This window comes from Flavobacterium calami (genome assembly GCF_038290035.1).
GTDB classification, from domain to species: Bacteria; Bacteroidota; Bacteroidia; order Flavobacteriales; family Flavobacteriaceae; genus Flavobacterium; species Flavobacterium calami.
Genome location: NZ_JBBYHS010000022.1, coordinates 1 through 21,969, shown reverse-complemented (window position 1 = coordinate 21,969; position 21,969 = coordinate 1). Strand labels below are relative to the sequence as shown.

Sequence of the window (21,969 nt, the reverse complement as noted above, 5' to 3'; positions counted from 1 at the left end):
GACATTTCAAAATTATTGAGGGTCGGTGACAACAGTTTGTCAGCAGGAAATAAAAAATAAATATTTTTTTATTTCCTGCTGCAGAGACACACAGTCGTGCGTCTAATTTCTAATGTTATCACAAGGTTTTAGCTGCACGACTGTGCGCCTCTGCTGATTTTAACAAAACCAAAAACTGCAAATCATTTTTTCCGCAATAAATTAACAAAATCATAAAATACTGACAACCATATATTTAAAAAGAAATAATTTCGTAATTTTAAATACCCAAATTTGTAAAATAATGAATTATGAGATCTGCTCTACTTCTGATTTTATTATTTTATTCGGCAATATCTTCATCACAAGGAATCATAGTCGACACTACAACTTTGGCCATACCTGAACTGATCCGAACGGAATTAATGCAGAATGGCTGTTCAAACGAAAGTAACTTCAAATTTTCATCCCGCGGGGGTATCGGTAAATTCACAAACACCAATCCTAATTTCCCAATTTCAAACGGAATCATCATTCGAAACGGAAATGCCAAATATACCGAAGGATCCTATAACGGAATTAATGAAAGCAGTAAACTGAACAATGCTACTGACAGCGATCTGCAGGCTATCAGTGACAGCAACGGACAAGTGGTACCTATTACGGATGTCAGTTTTCTTGAGTTTGATTTTACCCCTTTGTCGAGTAATTTTAGTTTTGATTTTCTTTTTGCATCTAATGAATATGGCGAATTTCAATGTGGGTTCAGTGATGTTTTTGCTTTTATACTGACAGATTTAACAACCGGTGTTTCTACAAATCTAGCCGTTCTGCCGGGCACAACTACACCTGTTTCAGTCAAGAATATTAGAGACCAGCAGTACAATTCGTCCTGTTTATCTGCCAATGCTAATTTGTTTGACCGTTATAATGTGACGAATCCGGCTCTGTCGGCTATTAATATGAGAGGAGAAACCAAAGTTTTAACCGCCTCTTCAAGGGTAATTCCAAACAGAACCTATCGTATAAAACTCGCTATTGGCGATTATAATGACAGTAATTATGATTCGGCAGTTTTTATAAAAGGAGGCAGTTTTATGACCACCATGGATTTAGGTCCCGACAGAACTATCTGTGAAGGTGAAAAAATCACACTTAAATCTGATATTGTAGGCAATTACTCGTATGTCTGGACACTAAATGGAGCTGTAATCCAGAACGAAACGGGTAATTCTTTGACAATAGATAAAGCAGGAACTTATGGAGTTACAGCAACACTTTCAGGCTGTGTCGTTAAAGACGAAGTTGTGATTAAAGATTTAATTATAAAATCTCCTAAAAATCTAACTGCCTGTTATAGCACAAATGGTATTTATCAATATGATTTAACCCAGAATAATCTGGTCGCATTAGGAATTGATCCCGCAAAATATGCTATTTATTATTTTGAGTCTTTAACAGCAGCCAATTCAAACGGACCGATAATACCCGAAAATCAACTGAGTTCCTACACCAGTTCCGGCAATCAGACGATATACATAAAAGCAGTACCAGTTTATGACAAAACTTTCTTTTGTAATAATGTCATTTCATTTAATTTATTGGTAACTGCTCCGATAAATATTGTGAAACCACCAGACTTAAATGTTTGTGACAATATTTCTAAAAAAGTATCTGTTGATTTAACTGTTCAGGAAACTGCCATTCTAAACGGATTAAATCCTTCAGAATATAAAATCAGGTATTACAACAGCGAAACCGATGCTAATAGTGCCAGAAATAACATCCCAGATCCCAAAGCATTCATTACTTCTTTATCACAATCACCTAAAACGATCTGGGTACGCATTGAAAATATTTCGAATACAGGTTGTAACACTACAGTCAATTTTAACATCCTCATTAATCCACTTCCGGCAGTAGATAAGATTCCGGATGTTATTGCGTGCGACAGTTATACATTACCGCCAATTACAAATGGTGAATATAATACTGGTCCAAACGGAACAGGAACTAAACTGAATGCCGGAGATATCATCACCAAAGGAGGCGTTTACTACATTTACAGAGGCCGAAACACAAACAACTGTACCAATGAGACCAGTTTTAATGTAACTCTGATTTACGAAATCACTTTTAAAAAAGAAGCCTGTGGTCAATACATCGTTCCGCGAGTGCCTGCCGGTGGTTTTTTCACCCTCCCGGGAGGACAAGGGGATTCCATTCCTCAGGGAACAGCATTTACAACCAGTCAGACCATTTATTATTACGCAGTTATTAATGGAGCAGTGTGCCGTGACATCGCTGTCCCTTTTACAGTTTATCCTTTACCCGAAATAGATAAACCCGCTAATGTTGTGACTTGCGATTCGTATACACTGCCTCCTTTGACAAACGGAAACTATTTTACATTATCCGGAGGATTAGGCAAAGCCCTAAATGCCGGAGACAAAATAACTTCAAGCCAGAAAATATTTGTTTTTGCAAATGACGGAAGATGCACCAATGAACATTCTTTTCAAATCGACATTATCAATTCTCCGATTTTTGTTCCGGTTTCAGTATGCGGAAAGTTTACTTTACCCCCTGTGGCGATTGGGGGTTATTATGACAGTCCGGGTGGTCAGGGCAAAAATATTCCGGTCGGAACAGTTATTACCAGTTCGCAAACTGTTTATTATTATACTGCTACAACAACATCGCCCAATTGTACCGAAAACCTTAAATACGAAATCACCATAAAACCTTTGCCATTGGTAGATACACCGCCCAACAGACTGGAATGTACCCGTTATGTATTACCTCCATTGGTAAATGGTAACTATTTTACAAAAACCAACGGTGGAGGCACACGACTAAAAGCGGGTGACATCATTACCTCAACTCAAACTATTTATGTATATGCTGTGGGACCGGAATGTACAAACGAACATAGTTTTACTGTCGAAATCAGGCCTCTTCCGCTTGTTGACAGTTTTACAGATGTAGTAACCTGTACCGACTTTAAACTTCCAAAACTGAAAAACGGAAAATATTATACGGCCACAGGAGGTCCTCGAGGCACGGGAACTCAACTTGCCGAAGGAACTGCCATCAACACCACTCAAACCATTTATATTTATAACGAATGGGCCGATTTTACGTCCTGCAGCAATGAAACCTTTTTCAAAGTCAATTACAACGGAATAGATGTTGGTAATTTTAACAACATAAATGTTTGCGACAGTTATACTTTGCCTCCGCTGAAACTGGGAAATTACTACGCACAGCCTGGTGGAAAAGGTCCCGTTATTCCCGCAGGAACCATCTTAAAAACTTCGCAAACCATTTATGTCTACGCCATTGTCGGTACACGTCTGACCTGCGTAAGCGAAAAAAGCTTTACCGTTACTATTTCCCAAACACCCGTACTGGTCAGTATTCCTGATGTTGCTATTTGCGAAAGCTATACTTTGCCTCCGTTGACCGTCGGAAATTATTATAGCGGACCCAACGCAACCGGAACCCAATATACAGCAGGGCAAAAAATAACTGCAAGCCAACAAATGTATATTTACGCATCGGCAGCAACAAACTCTAACTGTTTTGCTCAGGATGATTTTAATATTACCATTTATCCGCTGAAAAGTTTCTCAGTACAAAACGGAATCATTTGTGTCGATTACCAAACAGGCGAATTACAGCATTCGGCACAATTAAATTCCGGAATTAATTCACCCGATTATACTGTTGAGTGGTATTTAAACGAAACCAAAGTGGGCACAGGACCAACTTACACCGCACTTCAGGAAGGAGTTTATACCGTTGTACCTGTCAAAAAAGTGCCTGATGTTGGAAACGACTGCGGTTATAATCCGGCCACAGTTACCGTCGATAAATCCAGCCCGGCCGTCGCAACCGTTACCGTTTCGGATGATTTTGAAGATACTATCGATATCATCGTCAACCTGACAAATGGTTTCGGAACCTATGAATATCAACTGGATGATGGCGATTTTCAAACGAGCAATGTATTTCACGATGTCGATTCGGGAGAACATGCAGTTACGATAAGAGACACAAAAGCCAATTGCGACAATCAGATTTTGTTTGCCAAAGTACTCAAATACCCCAAATTTTTCACTCCAAACAACGATGGTTACAATGACACCTGGAACATTCCCGATCTTGCTTATCAAACCGATGCCGTCATCACCATTTACGACCGCTACGGCAAGTTCCTAAAAACGATCAAGCCTTCCGGTACCGGCTGGGATGGCATTTTCAATGGTAGTCCCTTACCTTCTTCAGATTACTGGTTTCAGGCCACTTATACACAAAACGGAACAATTCAGGTTTTCAAAGCCCATTTTAGCATGAAACGATAATAATTTGGGCGTGCCACCATCCCGGTAAGAGGGCAAACATACTTTACGGTTATTCGCCCTCTTACCGGCAGGCTGTCAGGCTGTACGCGTTACTTCGGTAACCTGCTCCCATCCTTCACGCGGGCAGAAGAACATTTTTGTAAGGTTGAGATTATTATTTTTCTATATTTGGAGAAAAGTAAAAACTTCGTATATGCATCTATTTTAAGTAGCTTTGTCGCTATTTTGTAGCGGGTATATATGAGTTAGCAGATATTTTAACAACTAATGACCGAAAAGTAACTAATTATGGCAAGTGGATTTATTATACTAAAGGACGGAAGATGTTTTGGTCGCAGATGGACAGGGTATGACGAAATTTTGAAAATTGCAATTAAAGAATTGTATTTACTCGAAAATGAAAATGAGTTGGCTAAATGGCTTGAAACTCAAATACCAGATTTAGATGACGAAAGCGGAGAATGTGGATGGGGTTTTTATAAACCTAGCACAGATGAATTTCTAAATCGACATTTAGACATAAGGAGCTTCACGACAGATAATCAAGAACTTTTTATAAAAGCAATTCATAACGGTCGTGAAAAGTTATTAGAATTTCAAGATGATTACTCTCCACTAAATATTGATTATTTCGAAATATTTTATAAAATGGTGACCTTATGTGAAGATGGAGAACCAGCTTTAGAATTTTCTGATTGGGGAACTATCCAACCTTGTAATGAAAAAAATGGACCTGGATGGGAATAAAAAAACATCTGCTAACAGCTAGTAAGCACAAGTTGGGTTTTGGTGACAATTAAAAATCTGTTTTGTATTTGCAAAATTTGTGTTTAATGTAAATAAATCTCATTTTTAATCCCAACCTGCGCCTACTAGCAGACCGTTGGCAGATAGCTTAAAAAAAAACGACACCTAGAATAAAACTAAACAACTATGAAAAAATTAATTTTAATTGTAATAGTCCTTTTAATTGGGCAAAATCTTGCAAATGCACATACTTGTGAAAATGAAACTGTAAAATGTCCAATAGATGGAAAAGACGTAACATTTTGTGTGACGATGAGTATGACAACTTTTGGTTCTTTTAAAGATTTTCAGAAGCAAGGTGCAATTGGAGAACATTACGAAGAGTTGATAAACACTTGTCCAAAATGTCATTTTTCAGGTTATATTGATGACTTCAAAGAAAGAATAAGTGAAGAAGACAAAATTAAAATTAAAGAATATCTAACAAAATTTGATAAAATAAAAATTGATGATGCAAGACAATGTTTAATTGCAGGCGAAATCAAGGAATTTCAAAAAAAATCAAACAAAGAAATTGCCTTTTGCTATGTTACAGGTTCATATTTATTACGTGAAAATGGTAAACAAATTGAATTTAGAAAAGAACTCCAATCAAAAGCAAAAGATAATTTAATTTCTGCTTTAGACAAAAATGAATATGATGACAAAACAGTAATTGCAAACATTAATTATTTAGTTGCTGAAATGGAAAGAAGAATTGGAAATTTTGATGAAGCAATTAAATATTATGATTTAGCAATTAACGATCCAAATAAAAAAGATTGGGTTGAAGAAGTTGCAAAAGAACAAAAAGAACTAGCAATAAAAAAAGACGAAAATAATAAGATATAAAAAAGCCATCTACCAACAGCCACTACAACGGATTTGGGCATTTGGCTTAATGGAAAGATGGTTTTGTATTTGGAATGATTTGGAAATCCGAAAATAGGGCTTAATTTAATCCCAAACCCGGTAGTGCCAAGACGTCAGTCTGTGAAAAAACTAAAATCTGCCTCTTGAGAATCCCATATTTGAGATTTTTCACAGATAGCTCTCCGAATACTTTCTAAATTTGGACAAGTTTTTTCACATACTGACGTTAGTGGCAACCTTCTGACGACGAAACCTCTAAACAACAAATTAAAGCCGAAAATGAACGACATAGAACTTAATCTTTTCGCTTATACTGATAAAATACAAAGAGGAAGTCTTTTGAATCTTCACGATGAAAAAGTAAAAGCAGAAGATTTCTTTTTGAGGATTTTCAATAAAGTTTATGGTTTTGAAGAGTTAATCAATTTAAACTACGAAAAATTAAACTCAAAAGGAATCGACTTGTATGATTCAAAAGAAAAAATTGGAATTCAAATTACTGCAATCCAAAGTAATGAGAAAACCAAAATTAATGATACAAAAACACTAACCCTAAATAATTGGAAAATTAAAGGATTAAAAAAACTTTGGGTATTCTTTATAATTGAAACAAAATATCTGAAAGATATTGACACATCAATTGTTGAAGAAATTGACGGAGTAAAAATTCACATTAAAACAATTAAAAATCTTATTGGTGATATAAGTAAATTAGACAAAGAAAAAAGGATTGAAATCTCTGAATTGATTAAACAAGAAGTAAGTGAAGAGTTTTATGGTTTGTCAAAATTAGTACTTTTTAAAGAAATTGGAAAAAACCAAAAATTTGATAGTACAAATTATTTCAATAAAGAAGAATTAATATATTTCAGTAAAAAAGAACAACTTAAGATTGATAATTTAGCTTACAATTTTACTCATAACATCACAGACCAATTTTGTGTTTTAGGAAACCCTTGCAGTGGAAAAACTACAATTGCTTATGCAATTATTCAAAAAATAAAAAACAAAAGAATCTTTTATTTAAATCTTACAGAACCAATTTTTGATGAATCAAAAGTCCTTGAAGAATTAATTCAAATATCTCATTGTCATTCATTGATAATATTAGACAACATTCACGACAATATTAAGTCGTTTTTAAAAATTAAAGAAAGATTATCAAAACATAAATGGATAAAATGTCTTTTTCTTTCAAGATACTACAAGACTTTTGATGAATTTGATGAAAATAGCATTTATGATAAAATTGAAGGAATCAAATATTATAGAATAGATTTAAATGAAGATTTAGAAGAAAAAATTTCAGGAATAATTTCAAAAAAAATTGATTCGTTAAAAAATCAATATTCAGAAATAAATTGGTACAAAGGAAATTTTCTTGATATTTTAAAAAACACAAGTAGTAATCTATTAAAGTTAAATATTGCATTAAGAGTTTGGGAAAAGAAGAATCGAATATCAAACAATTTAACTTTTGATAAAATTAATCAAAATATTATTCTTCAATATTTTTATGAGGAACACAATCTTAATGAAGTTGAGAGTGATTCTCTTTATACTTATTGTATTTTATATAAAAATGATATTCCATTTATCTTGTTAAAAGGTCAAAAAAGTATTGATGAAAAACTAAAAGAAAAAGGAATAATTTTAAAATACTCATCAAGTGATTATCATTATTTCCCCCATAAAGAATATGCAAAATTAATATTTGATTCTATTTCATACGTAAATGAGAATGTTGATTTGGCAAAAAAATCAGAATTAATAATCAATTATATATCAAAATTTAATAGACAAGAATACTCATTAAATATTCATCTTATACTTAATAAATTCATTAATTCAGAAATTTTAGAAGAAACAGAAATTCTAATAAACATTTTAGAAAATGAAAAAATAGAGCACATAATAATAGAATCATTTTCAACAAACATTAAAGAATTTGAAGTAAATTCTTTAATTACAATTCTATTTAAACTTTGTACTCGAATTGATAAAATAAAATTATCAAAATATTACAATTTAATTATAACATATCTAAATAAAAACAAACTTAATTTATTTCTATTTCAGGATTATATGAATTATTCTAATCTAATACAGATTTCAGAATTATTATCAATAGAATTACCATTTGAAAAAATAATAAATGTATTATACGAAAATGAAATTGTAAAAACCAATTCTATTGTAGAATTGACAATGAGAATAAGTAAACAAAGTAGAAAACCCGAAACAGTTTATAAAATTCTTAATTCTTTACACTTTCCTGAATGGCTAGAAAAAATCAACAAACTCCCTGGTTTTTCAAACATAACAAATTCACTTTCGGAATTAAATACTTCAAGTGAAACAAAAAAACTTGTTTATGGACTAATCCGAAAAATGGATTGGAATAAACTAATCGAGAAAGCTAAAAAGCAAAAAATAGATCAAATTGCAAAATCTTTAAGAGAACTTCAAAAAATTGACATTTCTGTAGGTACAAATTCTTGCACATTTATTTTTAATGAGCTTATTGAAAACAATACAATAAATCAAAAATTATTAGATTCTTCTTTATCTGAATATTCAAAAGCATTATCTGATTTATCAAACATAAATTCTGAATCAGTCAAAATGTTTTTATCAAATGACTTAAAAAATGGAATTTTAAAAATCAAATTGCTAAATGAATGTAGTTTATCAAATTTTAGAGCAAGGGTTTTAGAATTAAAACGTCTTTCAAATGAACCAAAAGAATTTATTTCAATTATTAGTGAAGTAACCAATAAAAATGAATTCATAACAAAAATTGAAACCGAAAAAGATATTAATTCGCTTCTTTCATTTTATGAATTTGCAAAAGAAAATTTAAATATTAAAAATTCTCAAACAATTCAGATTACAAAAAAAGCAATTGATGAAATTGATTCGAGTAGCTCAATTATCGAATTAATAAGAAATCCAAAAATATTAAAAATTAAAGGTTTTGATAAAAATATTATTTTATCAATTACTCCAGAAGAAATTGATGACTATATAAAATCAAAGAAAATTACATATTTAGAAGATATATTTAGAGTAATTTCAAATTTTAATATTGATAAATCGATTAGTCTTTTTAGTCAACTTAAAAATGAATATTTAATAGCTTCGCTATTAAATATCGATTTAAATATGTCTCAATCACTTGAAGTTTTATATAGATTAAAGAATAAAGTCGATAAAAATAACAAACAGAACTGCAATGAAAAAGTTAACTATTTACTTGATGAATATCTAAAAAAATACACAAATATTGAAAAGCGTTATAATAAACTAACAATCAGTGATTTTTTAAAATCATTTTATTTTAGTTATTCAATAAATCCAGAAATTACTGAAAAACATTGCAAAAATGATTTATTAAACAAATTGCAAAAAAACAATCATAAAGGTTTTCAAATCGGTCCATTGTTTCAAGCTATAAAACGTATTTCTGAAACAACTAATGGAAAATATGACATTGAATTACTAACATTTTTAAACAATAATAATGACAATTTTATAATCACAATTCAAAACGAAGATGTTCTAAAATCACTTTCAGGCTTATTCGAATTACACAAAAGTAAATTCAAAATATACGCAGACGAATTATTATTCAACTGTAGAAAATCAATTATTCTAAAATCAAATCAAAGGAGAAATGACAAAATATTTAAAGATAAAATTATTCCTGATTTAGAAAAAATTGGATTTGATAAAGCAAAAGTAATTTTAAAAGAATTGAAAAATAGAGTTTCGTAAAAAATAAAAGCAGCCACTAACACACTTAGCCGTTTGACGAGATTGGGGTTTTAGGCTGAATTTAAAGATGGTTTTGCATTTGAAAAATTTATGCTTAACCGAAAAACTATCCCTACATAAATTAAAAGATAATTTGTAGCGTTTGTAACGCGGTTATTAACTCAAAAGTCCCTTAAAGATTTTATGCAATTATTTAAATAGCCGCATTACAAACGAGCAACAGATTTAAAGTCTCGTCAAAGGAGAACACTCACACAAACCAATATTTTAATTCATTCGAAGAAATGTTATTTAGAGAAGCAAAAATAGAAGACATCAGGCAGATTCAAGTGGTTAGAAACGCTGTAAAAGAAAATATCTTGTCAAATCCCGATTTGGTAAGTGATAAAGATTGTGAAGAGTTTCTGTTTGATCGGGGAAAAGGCTGGGTTTGCGAGATTGAAAATCAAATAGTCGGATTTGCTATTGCCGATTTAAAAGAAAATAATATCTGGGCTCTTTTTCTAAAACGTGAATTTGAGGGTAAAGGAATTGCTGCAAAACTTCAAAGCATTATGCTTGATTGGTATTTCGCAAACGGAAAAGACTACGTTTGGCTCGGAACTTCACCAAATACAAGGGCTGAAAAATTTTATTTAAAGTCTGGCTGGACAAAAAACGGAATGCATGGAACCAAGGAAATCAAATTTGAAATGACAAAAGATTCCTGGGAAAACATAAAGCTTCGCTGACAAGTATCCTCTATTTGTGCGTCCTGCCATAATGGAAAAGAAACAGTCAATAAATTACCCCCTAACAGTTCCAAATCAATATAAACACCTATGAGAATCATTGATAACAAACAAACCTGGAAAGGATTTTTTACATACTTACACGGCTATGAAATTATAGATACTTATGTAAAAGTAGCATTTCAAATGGATTTGACTTTTAACGGTAATTCATTTACAGGAACATCAACCGATTCAGAATCTGAAAATATTTTCTCAGAACCCATAATGGTAAAAGGATTTATTGAAAACGACATAATTAGCTTTGTCATAAACTATCCTTATCACTATTATAAAGACGAAGATGGAAATATTAAGTTCGATAAAAACGTGCAACATCCTACTATAGAATATTTTGGTTATTATGATAAAAGCGAAAACAAATATTCAGGAACCTGGGAAATGATCATTTTTGAAGAGAAAATTTCTGAAGATGAATATATAGAGGAAATCGCAAATGGAGAGTTTGAAATTTACAGAGACAAATAAAAACTGGAAAATTTTCTCACTCTAAAAAAGTTTCACTCATCTACAAATAATCCTAAAATAGATTCAAAGTTATTTTTAGATATCACCAAAAAAAGTAAAATGTATTTCAATTACTTCACTTACATTTTAATTTTTAACCAGAGTTCAGTGAACTTCAAGCCGGATATTTCTGCTTCAAATCAATAATCCAACTTCGTTTATAGTTATTCCACCCTCAACTTTGTACCTTTGCAGCTTACAAACTTTGGAACTTTAGAAAAATGATCGAAGATAAAAATCCGCAACGTACCAGTATAGCGCAATTAGGTGAATTTGGCCTTATTGAGCATTTAACCAAAAATTTTGATGTCACTCAGGAATCGACCTTAAAGAGCATTGGCGATGATGCTGCTGTTCTTGATTTTAAGGATAAAAAAGTAGTTGTTTCTACCGATTTACTGATAGAAGGCGTACATTTTGACCTGGCTTATATGCCGTTAAAACATTTAGGCTACAAGTCGGTAGTGGTAAATGTTTCTGACATTTGCGCTATGAATGCCAAACCAACCCAAATAACGGTTTCTGTAGCCGTTTCTAATCGTTTCCCACTCGAAGCCTTAGAAGAATTATTTGAAGGAATTACACACGCTGCAAAAGAGTATAAAGTAGATGTGATTGGCGGTGACACGACCTCATCTCAAAAAGGATTAATTATCAGTATCACGGCAATTGGCGAAGCCGATGCAGAGGAAATCGTGTACAGAAACGGAGCCAAACAAACCGATTTATTGGTCGTAACCGGAGATATTGGCGCGGCTTACATGGGATTACAGGTTTTGGAACGCGAAAAACAGGTTTTTCAGGTAAATCCAAACAACCAGCCTGATCTGGACCCTTACACCTATTTGGTCGAAAGACAATTAAAACCGGAAGCCCGCAAAGATGTTCGTACGCTTTTGCATGCCCTTGAAATAAAACCAACTTCGATGATTGACATTTCTGACGGATTATCTTCAGAAATTATTCATTTGTGTAAGCAATCAAAAGTGGGCTGTAATCTGTACGAAGACAAACTGCCATTGGATCCTCAGTTTATTTCGACCTGCGAAGAATTTAATATCGACAGTACAACCGTTGCGATTAACGGTGGTGAAGATTATGAACTTTTATTCACAATCGATATTAATGATTTTGACAAAATAAAAGGAAATCCAAACTTCTCTGTAATTGGTCACATGACTCAGGAAAGCGAAGGAATTCATCTGGTGACAAGAGCGAATACTAAAATTGCTTTAAAAGCCAGAGGCTGGGATGCGCTGAGTGAATAAATTTTTAAAAAATCAAATAAAAAAATTCCAAATTCCAATTTGAAAATGTCATTGGAATTTGGAATTTTTATTTTGTAATTTCATTTAGAAAAGTCCCTTGCTTTTGGCTTCTTTTACCAAATCATCATCAGAATCATTTTTTATTTTGAGCAGTTCTTTAAGTCCTTTTTTTCGCCTATTAATTGCGTTTATAGAAATAGGAATATAATGTGGCATTTCTTCTTCTGAGGTTCCTTTAGACAAATGAAATAAAATCTGTTTGTCAAATTCATCGATTTCAATTGAATTATGAGGCGACTGGTTCAGCATTTTCTGAACCGAATGACTGTAATATTTATCACTTTTTAACACTTTATCAAAAGCCAGAAGGAGTTCATCAAAGGTAAGGTCGTTCTTGATAATCAGACCGTTTGGGTTTATGGTCCGAATAATTGTTTTTATTTTTAATAATTCGGTATACATCGTGAGCAGAATAATTTTGCAGTGAGGCATGTATTCCGAAATCAACTTGGCCAGATCTTCTCCCGAAAAAATTTCTTTTTCATCATAAGCCGGCATGCTAATATCTAAAAAAGCAATATCAAAAGGTACCGTTTCGGGATCTGTAATAATTTCATAAGCAGACTTACAATCTTTTGCCTGAGAAATCAAAAACTCATGGGTGTCAGGATTATAACGCGTAATTGCATTTTTATACCCTTCAATAATAAACGGATGGTCGTCTACTATGAGAATCCTGTTTATTTTTTTAAGCGTTGAATCAGCTTTCATTATGAATTTTATTTATTTTTTGATCAATTGGTATCTTTATTACAATAGAAGTCCCTTCCCCTTTCGCCGAATGTATCTCTACATTCCCGTTACATTCTGCGGTTCTGTACACAATATTTTGCAGCCCAATCCCCTTTTTTGTTTTGTGTGTATTAAATCCGACACCATCATCTGATATTAGTACTGCCAGATAATTGATTTCGTTTTTAAACTCAACATTAATTGTTTTTGCCTGCGCATATTTATTTACGTTTTGAAGCGCTTCCTGAATTATCCTGTATAAATTAATCTTTACAACATTGCTTACCAGATCCCATTTTATATTGGAATCTATATTATAAATTAGCTTCGTATTAAATGTATTCGTCTGGTTTTGAAACAACTTTTCTAAAATCGCTACAAAATTGTTCATCAGTCCCGATTTTTCTTTGTTCAAATCATGCGAAATCTCACGTATATCCTGTTCAATCTCTTTCAGCTCAAGCAAATATTTTTTCCTTTTGTCATTTGCTGTTTCTTCATCTAACTTATCAAGACTATCTAAACTGATCCTGACACCAAACATTCTTCCCAAAACACCATCGTGCAAATCCTGTGCGACTTTTTTCTTTTCACGAATTCGCATCGTTTCAATTGCATTTTGCTGAGAAATCATCAGATTGTAAATATCCTCATTGGCAACCTGCTGCTGCTGTTTGAAAAGCAGTTCTCTGTTTTTCGCCTGCTGCGTTTTATAAATATAAAAGAACAAAACAATGAGAGAAAATATACTAAAAACATAAACTAACGTCCTGTTCTGTATCTCTAAACTCGAATTTTCGTTTTTTATTTCATTTGTTTCATATTCTATTCGGGTAAATTTATCCCCCATCTTACGTTCTGCCTTTTGTAGACTGTCATTAAGATGAATATAGTCTTCGGAATATTTTGAAGCTTTTTCAGGCTGTATTAAAGACAACTGCTTCAAAGCAACCAAAACATTTCGAAAATTCTTCGTTCGTTTTGAAACCAAAAGTGCCTGATTTGAATAATGAATTGCCTTAGCGGTGTCTTTCTTAACAGCATAATATTCGGATAAATGCATTTTACTGGCTGTTATACCTGCAGTCAACTGAAGACTGTCTCTTATTTTGAGAGCCTTATAAAACAAGTCAGGAAGTTCTTCATTCTGGTTTAGTTTGAATCTCGAATAAGCTAAATTATCCAGCAAAATGGCATATAGCTCAGGCTTTTGGTTGTAAAGGTTTTTCTCTTCCAGCCCTTTTTTAAAGTAAAAATTGGCTTTTTTATAATCATTAAGATTCTGATAAACAAAACCGATATTATTCAACGAAGTCGCCTTCGACTGAAATTCAGCAGGAATCAGGTTATTATCAATACTGGCGATTGCTTTATTATGAAATTCTATGGCTTTTTCATAATCACCCAATTCATTATATATTACTCCAAGTAAATTATATGCTTCATATAAAATATCATTATTGTTCTTACCTTTAATAACTCTAAGAGCATTAAAAACAGCCTTTTCACTCCCATAAAAATCCCCTTCATTAAATTGAAGCAAAGCTTTACTGAGTCTTGTCTTGGCTAAATTATAGAACGAATTAGAGTCGGTATAAATTTTTTCCGCCTTAAAATAGTATAAAAATGCACTATCTGAAATTGCCTGAGAACTGTAATAATCTCCCAGATAAGTGTAAGCCTTTGACATTGAAACAGAATCATTTGCTTTTTGTGCCTTCTCCAGAATAATCTTAACCGTCTTATTGTATTCATTCCAGTCACGCATATTAAAATAACGGTTGGCAACTTTGAAAAGGTTCACCCTTTTGAGAGAATCTTCAGGTTGGCTCATAATAACTTCAAAAGCCTTTCGGGTGTATTTTTTTTTTATTTCTACAGGCAATTTGTATTCATTGGCAAGTGATAAATACAAATTAAGGCTGTCTTTGGATCTGCGAGACACATGAGTTTCCTCATTTTGCCTGTTACAACCAATAAAAAAAATAAGTAATATCAGGTAGTATTTTTTCAACTTTGTCTGTATTGTTTACTCAAAAATACAAAACTATCCATTAGCCTTAAACAAAAAAGCCGTCTAAATTAGACGGCCTTTGATATATTTGAATGAATTAGAAGCAATTAATCCACTTTTCTGCTTTGTCCTACTGACTGATTTCCATCAATACTTACTTTTTGATTTGATAAGTCAGAACCCATCATATCCACTTTTCTGCTTTGTCCTACTGACTGATTTCCATCAATACCGATTGTTGTATTGTTTATGATAATATCATTAGTAGTTGTTGCAGATGTATTAAAAGAAGTTAATACCATTACGAAAGAGAATAATCCTGTTGTTAAAGCTAATTTTTTCATGACTGTTGAGTTTTATATTGTTATACTTTTTTACATTTTCTGATTCCGTTTCGTTCGGAATTCTTTTGTAAAACTAATACAGTAAAGCTCAACAATCGCCTTAAAAAAAGGCATTTATGGTCAATGCTACCCGTTCATGAGTGAATAGATAGCAAATCAGGGCAGATGGTTTTATTTTAAGTTTCTATGTAATTTTCATTCGCAAATTCACTAATAATGAAATCAACATTTGCTTTATAAGACTTTGAAAAAGGCAGTTTTATAGTTGTTTTTTTAATATAACATAACGAATTTCCGGTATGAATTCTCGAAATATAATTCCGGTTTACTATATAACTGTTATGTATCCTGATAAAAGGATTTGATAAAACTGTTTCAAAATGTTTCAGTGTTTTAAAAGCAGTAATCATTTCTCCGCTTTTCAAATGAATATCAGTCGAGTTGTTGTCGGCCTGAAAATAACAGATTTCATTTGAATCAATATAACGATGATCTCCATATGATTTTACGCATAAGATGAAAGATTTACGGTTTTTATTGATTTGGATACCTTCTTCCATGCTTTGTTTTTCTTTTGGCTTCAGTTTCTGAACCAGGAGTACCTCATCTTCGTTATATAATTTATTCAGCTTATGGATTAATTTTACAAAATCTATAGCTGATAATGGTTTAAGAAAATAATCATTTACTTCATACTGAATACAATCAAACGCTAAATCCTTACTTTTTGTTGTTACAATAATTTTTGGCAGTTCTTTTAAATACATTAATAAGCCATTAATTAAGGTCAGACCAAGCCCACTGGCTTTGTCTTTGGGATCAATTTCTAAAAAAACCAAATCAGGTATATGTTTCAGGATCAGGTTTAGTCCATCGTTATAGTTATTGGCAGAAGCTATAAAATTCAGCTCTGAAAACTCATTTGCGATCTTCCTGATTCGCTCAACACTTTCCGGATCATCATCTAAAATAATGTAGGTGTAATTCATTTTTTTTTTGTGGAATTAAATTTTGGGGTTAATCTATTAATTCTGGAAAGTATTTTCTGTAAAAGAAAACATCTAAAGTTATAAAAAATATTGAAACGTATAACCTACATTTATAAAAAACAACCGGATGCATTATATAAAAAAATCCCAAACTCCTATTCGGAATTTGAGATTTAATATATTGGAAAATTAAAATTTTACATTTTCATCAGCCAGTTTTTCATCGAAACTTCATTTTCGATAATAGCTCTTAATTCAGTAATTTTTACACGATCCTGTTTCATTGTATCTCTGTGACGAATTGTTACCGTCTCGTCTTCAAGAGTCTGATGATCTACCGTAATACAGAAAGGCGTTCCCAAAGCATCTTGTCTTCTGTAACGGCGTCCTACTGCATCTTTTTCGTCATAAGCTACGTTGAAATCCCATTTCAAATCTTCGATGATTTTTCTTGAGATTTCAGGTAATCCGTCTTTTTTAACCAATGGAAGAACCGCTGCTTTTGTTGGTGCTAAAACTGCTGGCAATTTCAAAACTGTTCTTGTTGAACCGTCTTCTAAAGTTTCTTCCTGTAATGAAGTTGCAAAAACAGCCAGGAACATACGATCTAAACCAACTGAAGTTTCTACTACGTATGGCACATAGTTTTCGTTCAGTTCAGGGTCAAAATATTGCAGTTTTCTACCAGAGTATTCTTCGTGTGCTTTCAAATCGAAATCAGTACGGGAGTGAATTCCTTCCAATTCTTTAAATCCGAATGGGAAATTAAATTCGATATCTGCAGCCGCATTGGCATAATGCGCTAATTTTTCGTGATCGTGAAAACGGTAGTTTTCTTTTCCTAGCCCTAAAGACAAATGCCATTTCAAACGCGTTTCTTTCCAGTATTCGTATGATTTCATTTCTTCTCCAGGACGTACAAAAAACTGCATTTCCATTTGTTCAAATTCACGCATACGGAAAATAAATTGTCTTGCAACGATTTCGTTTCTAAATGCTTTACCAGTCTGAGCAATTCCAAAAGGAACTTTCATACGACCTGATTTCTGAACATTTAAGAAGTTCACAAAAATACCCTGAGCGGTTTCCGGACGTAAATAAAGATCCATTGCATTTTCTGCAGAAGCTCCTAATTTAGTTCCGAACATCAAGTTGAACTGTTTTACATCTGTCCAGTTTTTAGAACCGGTTTCAGGATCTGCAATTTCCAGCTCTTCTATTAAAGCTTTTACATCTTCTAAATCTCCGTTTCCTAAAGAACGCCCTAAACGCTCCCTGATTTCTTTTTCTCTGGCTAAATATTCAATTACACGGGCATTTGTTGTTTTAAATTCCTCTTCATTGAATGCATCGCCAAAACGAGCCTTTGCTTTGTCAATTTCTTTTTGCGCTTTTTGGTGAATTTTTTCAGCGTAATCTTCTACTAAAACGTCAGCTCTATATCTTTTTTTAGAATCTTTATTATCAATTAACGGATCATTGAAGGCATCAACGTGACCTGAAGCTTTCCAGGTTGTTGGATGCATTAATATTGCAGCGTCAAGGCCGACAATATTTTCATTCATCTGAACCATTGATTTCCACCAATATTCACGGATATTCTTTTTTAATTCGACACCATTTTGTGCGTAATCATACACTGCACTCAATCCGTCGTAAACTTCGCTTGACGGAAAAATAAATCCGTACTCTTTTGCGTGCGAAACCACATTCTTAAATAAATCGTCTTGTTTTGCCATAGTGGTGCAAAAATATAAAAAGTGATTTTAAAAAAAAGAAAAATAGTTGAAGATTGCCCCTTGATTTTTAATTTTTTATAAATAAATCCTGATTTTTATGCTTCAGAATATTTTTTCAAATAATCTACATTCACAATCTTTTCATTTGATGTTATTTTTTTTGAATTATACTTCTAACTTTTTAACCTGTGTTTTTATATATTTAATATTTTTCTTACTTTTATTAAAAACAAAATATGTTTGAATCTTTAAAAAATCTATTTTTTCCTAAAGTTTGTGCAGGCTGTCATACTCTTTTAATGACCAATGAAACGGTTTTCTGTACTACTTGCCGTCATGAAATGCCTCTCACACAATATCATTTAGACACTAACAATGAAGCAGTCAAAAAGTTTTATGGCAAAATTGAAATTGAACATGCCTCTGCTTTTTTATACTTCAATAAAAAAGGAATGGTTCAGGAGCTGATTCATAATTTGAAATACAAAGGCTACGAGGAAATTGGGACCGTTCTGGGAAACTGGTATGTGGAAGATTTAAAAAACATCAATCTCAAAACTGCTTTTGATGTTGTAATTCCTGTTCCTTTACATCAAAAGAAATTTAAGGAACGAGGCTATAATCAGGTCACTACTTTTGGGAAAGCTTTGTCCAAAGGATTAAATATTCCTTATGATAATTCGATTTTATTCAGAAAAAAATATTCCAAAACACAATCCAAAAAAAATCTTTTGGGCCGTTCAGAAGGAATTAAAAATGTATTTGATGTGAACTTTTCAGAAGAGAACCACAACAAACATTTTTTACTCATAGATGATGTTCTTACCACAGGCGCCACTCTTGAAGCCTGCTCCCGTTCATTGCTTAAAATTCCGGGAGCCAAAATCAGTATTGTTTGTATGGCAATGGCACACTAGACTTTAGTTTACAATCATCTTTTTAACGATTCTTCTATCACCATTTGTAACTGTTACCAGATACAATCCCGCAGTAGTATTTTGCATTTGAATATTCTGATAGAAATAAGTTGTCTTACCAAATGTTTTAGCATAGACTTTTTCTCCCAAAATATTATGCACTGTTACTTCTACTACTTTGGTTGAATCGCAATCAAACTGAACAGTAAAATTTCCTTTATTGGGATTAGGATATAACACAAAATCTATCTTTTCAAATTCAGAATTATCGAGCGTAAAGGTTTGGGTGCAAATATTTACCGAAGCAGAATTTATAGTTCCAAAACCTCCTGAAACAGCATCACGAACACTAAATTTCCACTGTCCTTGGGGATTTTGCCCATTAAAAGCACTTAAAGATCCGATCGGCAAAACAATCTGACTAGTAGTTTTAGAACAATCCAAAGCAACTCCTGAATCATCATACCCAAGTATTAATGTCGAGCTAACAATATCACAGTTTTTATCATACAGTTTTACAACAGTTCCCTGCGGGCTTTCTATTTGTATTTCGATATCCGAAAATCTGTCATGCGTTACATTTACAGCTACATTTACATCTGAAACCGTTGCTGAAGAAGCCGGTACAGTGACTGTTTTTGTTGTAAAAGCGTTCGAAGTCGAGAAAGGAATACTAAATGCACTGCCAAAACTATAAGTATTACAAGTTGTTGCCGAGGTATAACCCACTGCAAATGAATTTGTATTTAAAGCATAATAAATATTAGCCGTTGGTTCAATTAAAATCCTGCAATTTGTAGCGGTAATATCTGTAGGTACTGTAATAGTCTCCGAACCATCATTGGGTGTGTTGGCAGCCAGAGTTATTGGAAAAGTCAGTCCGCCATCTGTAGACAATTTAATGTTGACATTAGCAGAACCCATCAATGTATTTGTATTATTTACGTTCCAGGTTATAGGCTGAAAAGAGCCTTTTTGCCATCCAATATCTGTTGTGTTTTGAGAAGTTACCACAAATGGCCCAACAGAACTTACGGTAACCACCATATTACCAGTATTTGTCTGAGGTGTGTCTAAGACTGAATTGTCTCTTCCTGTTAAAGAAAAATGCAGACTTCTTGGTATTGACGAAACGGATTCCCATGTTGTCGTTAGTCTGTTCTGAAGCACGGTATTCAGGCTTGGCATATAGCGGACTGGAGATGATGTAGGCGGCAGTGACCTGAATAATGGTCCGTCTGGTTTTGTGGGATAGGCAATACTTTTCTCTTTTATCACCTGCTGATTTCCACTATCATTCTGTTCCCAGCTATAGGTAAGAATGTCTCCATCAGAATCTGAACCTGTACCCGTTAAAACAAATGGCGTATTAATAGGAATCGTATAATCTGAACCGACATTTATAACAGGAGGATTATTTAAAATTGCTGTACTAACCGGACAACTTTTTGTGGCAAGATTATCCTGAATTTGCAAAATGCTTGCATAGGCAAAATAATCATCTGAATGATTTTGTACATCATAGTCTGTTAATCCTGCATAGCCCATAATGGTTGAACCACTTCCTGGTTCTACATTTGTTCCGGTTCCTTCGGTTTCATAAGAAAAAGTATGGGTGGCTCCTAACTGGTGTCCCATTTCATGAGCTACGTAATCAATATCAAAAGTATCTCCTTGCGGAATGCTGTTTGAAGGAGAGGTAAAAGCACTTCCTTTCGCCTGATCATCTGACGCAGAAACAGGATTATCGCATACACAGCCTATGCAGCCTGCATCTCCTCCTCCTCCGGAAGCTCCAAATAAATGCCCAATATCATAACCTCCATTTCCAATAACAGTTGTCAGTGTTTGCTGAACTTCTAAATTCCAGGCTCCTGCAACACCTTCTCTTGCATTAGAATAAGGATCCGTAGTGGTGTTTGTATAAATAACATCTTCATTATTGGCTATTAATTTTAATTGTACTGAAAGATCTTTATTAAAAACAGCATTCACTCTTGTCATTGTAGCATTGATCCCGGCTAAAGCACCTGCCTTTGTACCTCCATAAAAATTGGTATATTCTGCCGTACATGATATTGCCAGACGAAGGGTTTTTAAAGTTTTTGTATTGGATGTTGTTTTGGCTGTACTTCCTGAAAAGCTTTTACTACCATCATCTTTGGTAACACAAATCATAGATTTTGAAGTCTCCTTATTTTTAGAGGTAAACAAAACGTATTCTGATTTATTGTCCTGATTATGCTCTATAAATTCAGTTGCTTTGTCTGTACGAAACACTATTGTCTGAATTCCTATTGGCGCTACACTGAAGTGGATTTTTGCAGTTTTATCATCCAGACCAGTTCCTTCATACGCTCTGATTTCAGGGTATTTTGCCTGCAGTTCAGGATCGAAATTTGAGGATTCCCAAACCATAAATCTTTCTAAAACGCCCTCTGCATTTGGAATTGTAATTTCAGAGGCTTCACTTTTTGATGTTTTACCTGAAACAGCAATTTTCTGAGTAAAAAGATTTTCGTTCAGCTTATAATATAACTTATCCTGACCAAGAACACTACCTGCCTTTTTAGCAGAAACTGAATTCACTTTTTCCCAAAGCCCATTTGTCTGAGCATGAACCTTAATACAACAAAAAATAAAAAGCAGTACAAGTAGTTGTTTTTTCATAATCAAGAGGTTATTTAGAGAATCAAAATTAAATTAATTAATTCAAGTTGCTAGTTTGCAAAGCATAAAAAACACAAAGCAGAGGTTAAGTAAATTTGTTTTGCGAACCAATAAACAGAACCAATGCTTTGTAAAGACAAAATTATATCAATTTTT

Annotated in this window: 14 protein-coding genes; 8 read left to right on the top strand and 6 right to left on the bottom strand. The window is 33.1% G+C overall.

Annotated features, from left to right (window positions below; all coding sequences use genetic code 11):
- Window positions 1–290: 290 nt before the first annotated feature.
- From AAEO57_RS18125 to thiL, 7 genes are all read left to right on the top strand, one after another.
- Complete coding sequence (locus tag AAEO57_RS18125) at window positions 291–4,346, top strand: choice-of-anchor L domain-containing protein (RefSeq protein WP_341694450.1); 4,056 nt, start codon at window positions 291–293, stop codon at window positions 4,344–4,346.
- Between the two features lie 288 nt (window positions 4,347–4,634).
- Entirely contained in the window at window positions 4,635–5,093 is a 459-nt protein-coding gene (locus AAEO57_RS18120) for a hypothetical protein (protein ID WP_341694449.1), read from the top strand.
- Window positions 5,094–5,279: 186 nt separating this feature from the next.
- A complete protein-coding gene (locus tag AAEO57_RS18115; protein WP_341694448.1) occupies window positions 5,280–5,984 on the top strand; it encodes a tetratricopeptide repeat protein in 705 nt (234 codons plus the stop codon).
- Between the two features lie 300 nt (window positions 5,985–6,284).
- A complete protein-coding gene (locus AAEO57_RS18110) occupies window positions 6,285–9,782 on the top strand; it encodes an SMEK domain-containing protein (protein WP_341694447.1) in 3,498 nt (1,165 codons plus the stop codon).
- Between the two features lie 284 nt (window positions 9,783–10,066).
- Entirely contained in the window at window positions 10,067–10,513 is a 447-nt protein-coding gene (locus AAEO57_RS18105; RefSeq protein ID WP_341694446.1) for a GNAT family N-acetyltransferase, read from the top strand.
- A gap of 90 nt (window positions 10,514–10,603) precedes the next feature.
- Entirely contained in the window at window positions 10,604–11,041 is a 438-nt protein-coding gene (locus tag AAEO57_RS18100; RefSeq protein ID WP_341694445.1) for a hypothetical protein, read from the top strand.
- Window positions 11,042–11,301: 260 nt separating this feature from the next.
- Complete coding sequence (thiL, locus tag AAEO57_RS18095; protein WP_341694444.1) at window positions 11,302–12,348, top strand: thiamine-phosphate kinase; 1,047 nt, start codon at window positions 11,302–11,304, stop codon at window positions 12,346–12,348.
- An 84-nt stretch (window positions 12,349–12,432) separates the two neighbouring features.
- Here thiL and AAEO57_RS18090 read toward each other — a convergent pair whose 3' ends face one another.
- The 5 genes from AAEO57_RS18090 to AAEO57_RS18070 form a co-directional block, all read right to left on the bottom strand.
- Window positions 12,433–13,119: a response regulator gene (locus tag AAEO57_RS18090; RefSeq protein ID WP_341694443.1), complete on the bottom strand. Its 687-nt coding sequence runs from the start codon at window positions 13,117–13,119 to the stop codon at window positions 12,433–12,435.
- On the bottom strand, window positions 13,109–15,154 hold the full coding sequence (locus tag AAEO57_RS18085) for a tetratricopeptide repeat protein (RefSeq protein ID WP_341694442.1): 2,046 nt from the start codon (window positions 15,152–15,154) through the stop codon (window positions 13,109–13,111). Before AAEO57_RS18085 ends, AAEO57_RS18090 begins: the two co-directional genes overlap by 11 nt.
- A gap of 107 nt (window positions 15,155–15,261) precedes the next feature.
- Entirely contained in the window at window positions 15,262–15,498 is a 237-nt protein-coding gene (locus AAEO57_RS18080; protein ID WP_341694441.1) for a hypothetical protein, read from the bottom strand.
- Between the two features lie 176 nt (window positions 15,499–15,674).
- The gene (locus AAEO57_RS18075; protein WP_341694440.1) at window positions 15,675–16,487 is read right to left on the bottom strand and encodes a LytR/AlgR family response regulator transcription factor; all 813 of its coding nucleotides are present in this window, start codon (window positions 16,485–16,487) and stop codon (window positions 15,675–15,677) included.
- Between the two features lie 197 nt (window positions 16,488–16,684).
- Window positions 16,685–18,226 carry a glycine--tRNA ligase gene (locus AAEO57_RS18070; protein WP_341694439.1) on the bottom strand — a complete coding sequence of 514 codons (1,542 nt, stop codon included), beginning with the start codon at window positions 18,224–18,226 and terminating at the stop codon, window positions 16,685–16,687.
- 236 nt (window positions 18,227–18,462) lie between these two features.
- Between AAEO57_RS18070 and AAEO57_RS18065 the strand changes: the two genes are divergently transcribed.
- On the top strand, window positions 18,463–19,143 hold the full coding sequence (locus tag AAEO57_RS18065) for a ComF family protein (protein WP_341694438.1): 681 nt from the start codon (window positions 18,463–18,465) through the stop codon (window positions 19,141–19,143).
- A gap of 3 nt (window positions 19,144–19,146) precedes the next feature.
- On the opposite strand, the gene AAEO57_RS18060 is transcribed toward AAEO57_RS18065, so the two are convergent.
- Window positions 19,147–21,813: a zinc-dependent metalloprotease gene (locus tag AAEO57_RS18060; RefSeq protein ID WP_341694437.1), complete on the bottom strand. Its 2,667-nt coding sequence runs from the start codon at window positions 21,811–21,813 to the stop codon at window positions 19,147–19,149.
- Window positions 21,814–21,969: the final 156 nt, after the last annotated feature.

Coding starts and splice junctions, on each gene's coding strand:
- AAEO57_RS18125 (WP_341694450.1), top strand. CDS start 291: ATGAGATCTGCTCTACTTCTGATTTTATTATTTTATTCGGCAATATCT.
- AAEO57_RS18120 (WP_341694449.1), top strand. CDS start 4,635: ATGGCAAGTGGATTTATTATACTAAAGGACGGAAGATGTTTTGGTCGC.
- AAEO57_RS18115 (WP_341694448.1), top strand. CDS start 5,280: ATGAAAAAATTAATTTTAATTGTAATAGTCCTTTTAATTGGGCAAAAT.
- AAEO57_RS18110 (WP_341694447.1), top strand. CDS start 6,285: ATGAACGACATAGAACTTAATCTTTTCGCTTATACTGATAAAATACAA.
- AAEO57_RS18105 (WP_341694446.1), top strand. CDS start 10,067: ATGTTATTTAGAGAAGCAAAAATAGAAGACATCAGGCAGATTCAAGTG.
- AAEO57_RS18100 (WP_341694445.1), top strand. CDS start 10,604: ATGAGAATCATTGATAACAAACAAACCTGGAAAGGATTTTTTACATAC.
- thiL (WP_341694444.1), top strand. CDS start 11,302: ATGATCGAAGATAAAAATCCGCAACGTACCAGTATAGCGCAATTAGGT.
- AAEO57_RS18090 (WP_341694443.1), bottom strand. CDS start 13,119: ATGAAAGCTGATTCAACGCTTAAAAAAATAAACAGGATTCTCATAGTA.
- AAEO57_RS18080 (WP_341694441.1), bottom strand. CDS start 15,498: ATGAAAAAATTAGCTTTAACAACAGGATTATTCTCTTTCGTAATGGTA.
- AAEO57_RS18075 (WP_341694440.1), bottom strand. CDS start 16,487: ATGAATTACACCTACATTATTTTAGATGATGATCCGGAAAGTGTTGAG.
- AAEO57_RS18070 (WP_341694439.1), bottom strand. CDS start 18,226: ATGGCAAAACAAGACGATTTATTTAAGAATGTGGTTTCGCACGCAAAA.
- AAEO57_RS18065 (WP_341694438.1), top strand. CDS start 18,463: ATGTTTGAATCTTTAAAAAATCTATTTTTTCCTAAAGTTTGTGCAGGC.
- AAEO57_RS18060 (WP_341694437.1), bottom strand. CDS start 21,813: ATGAAAAAACAACTACTTGTACTGCTTTTTATTTTTTGTTGTATTAAG.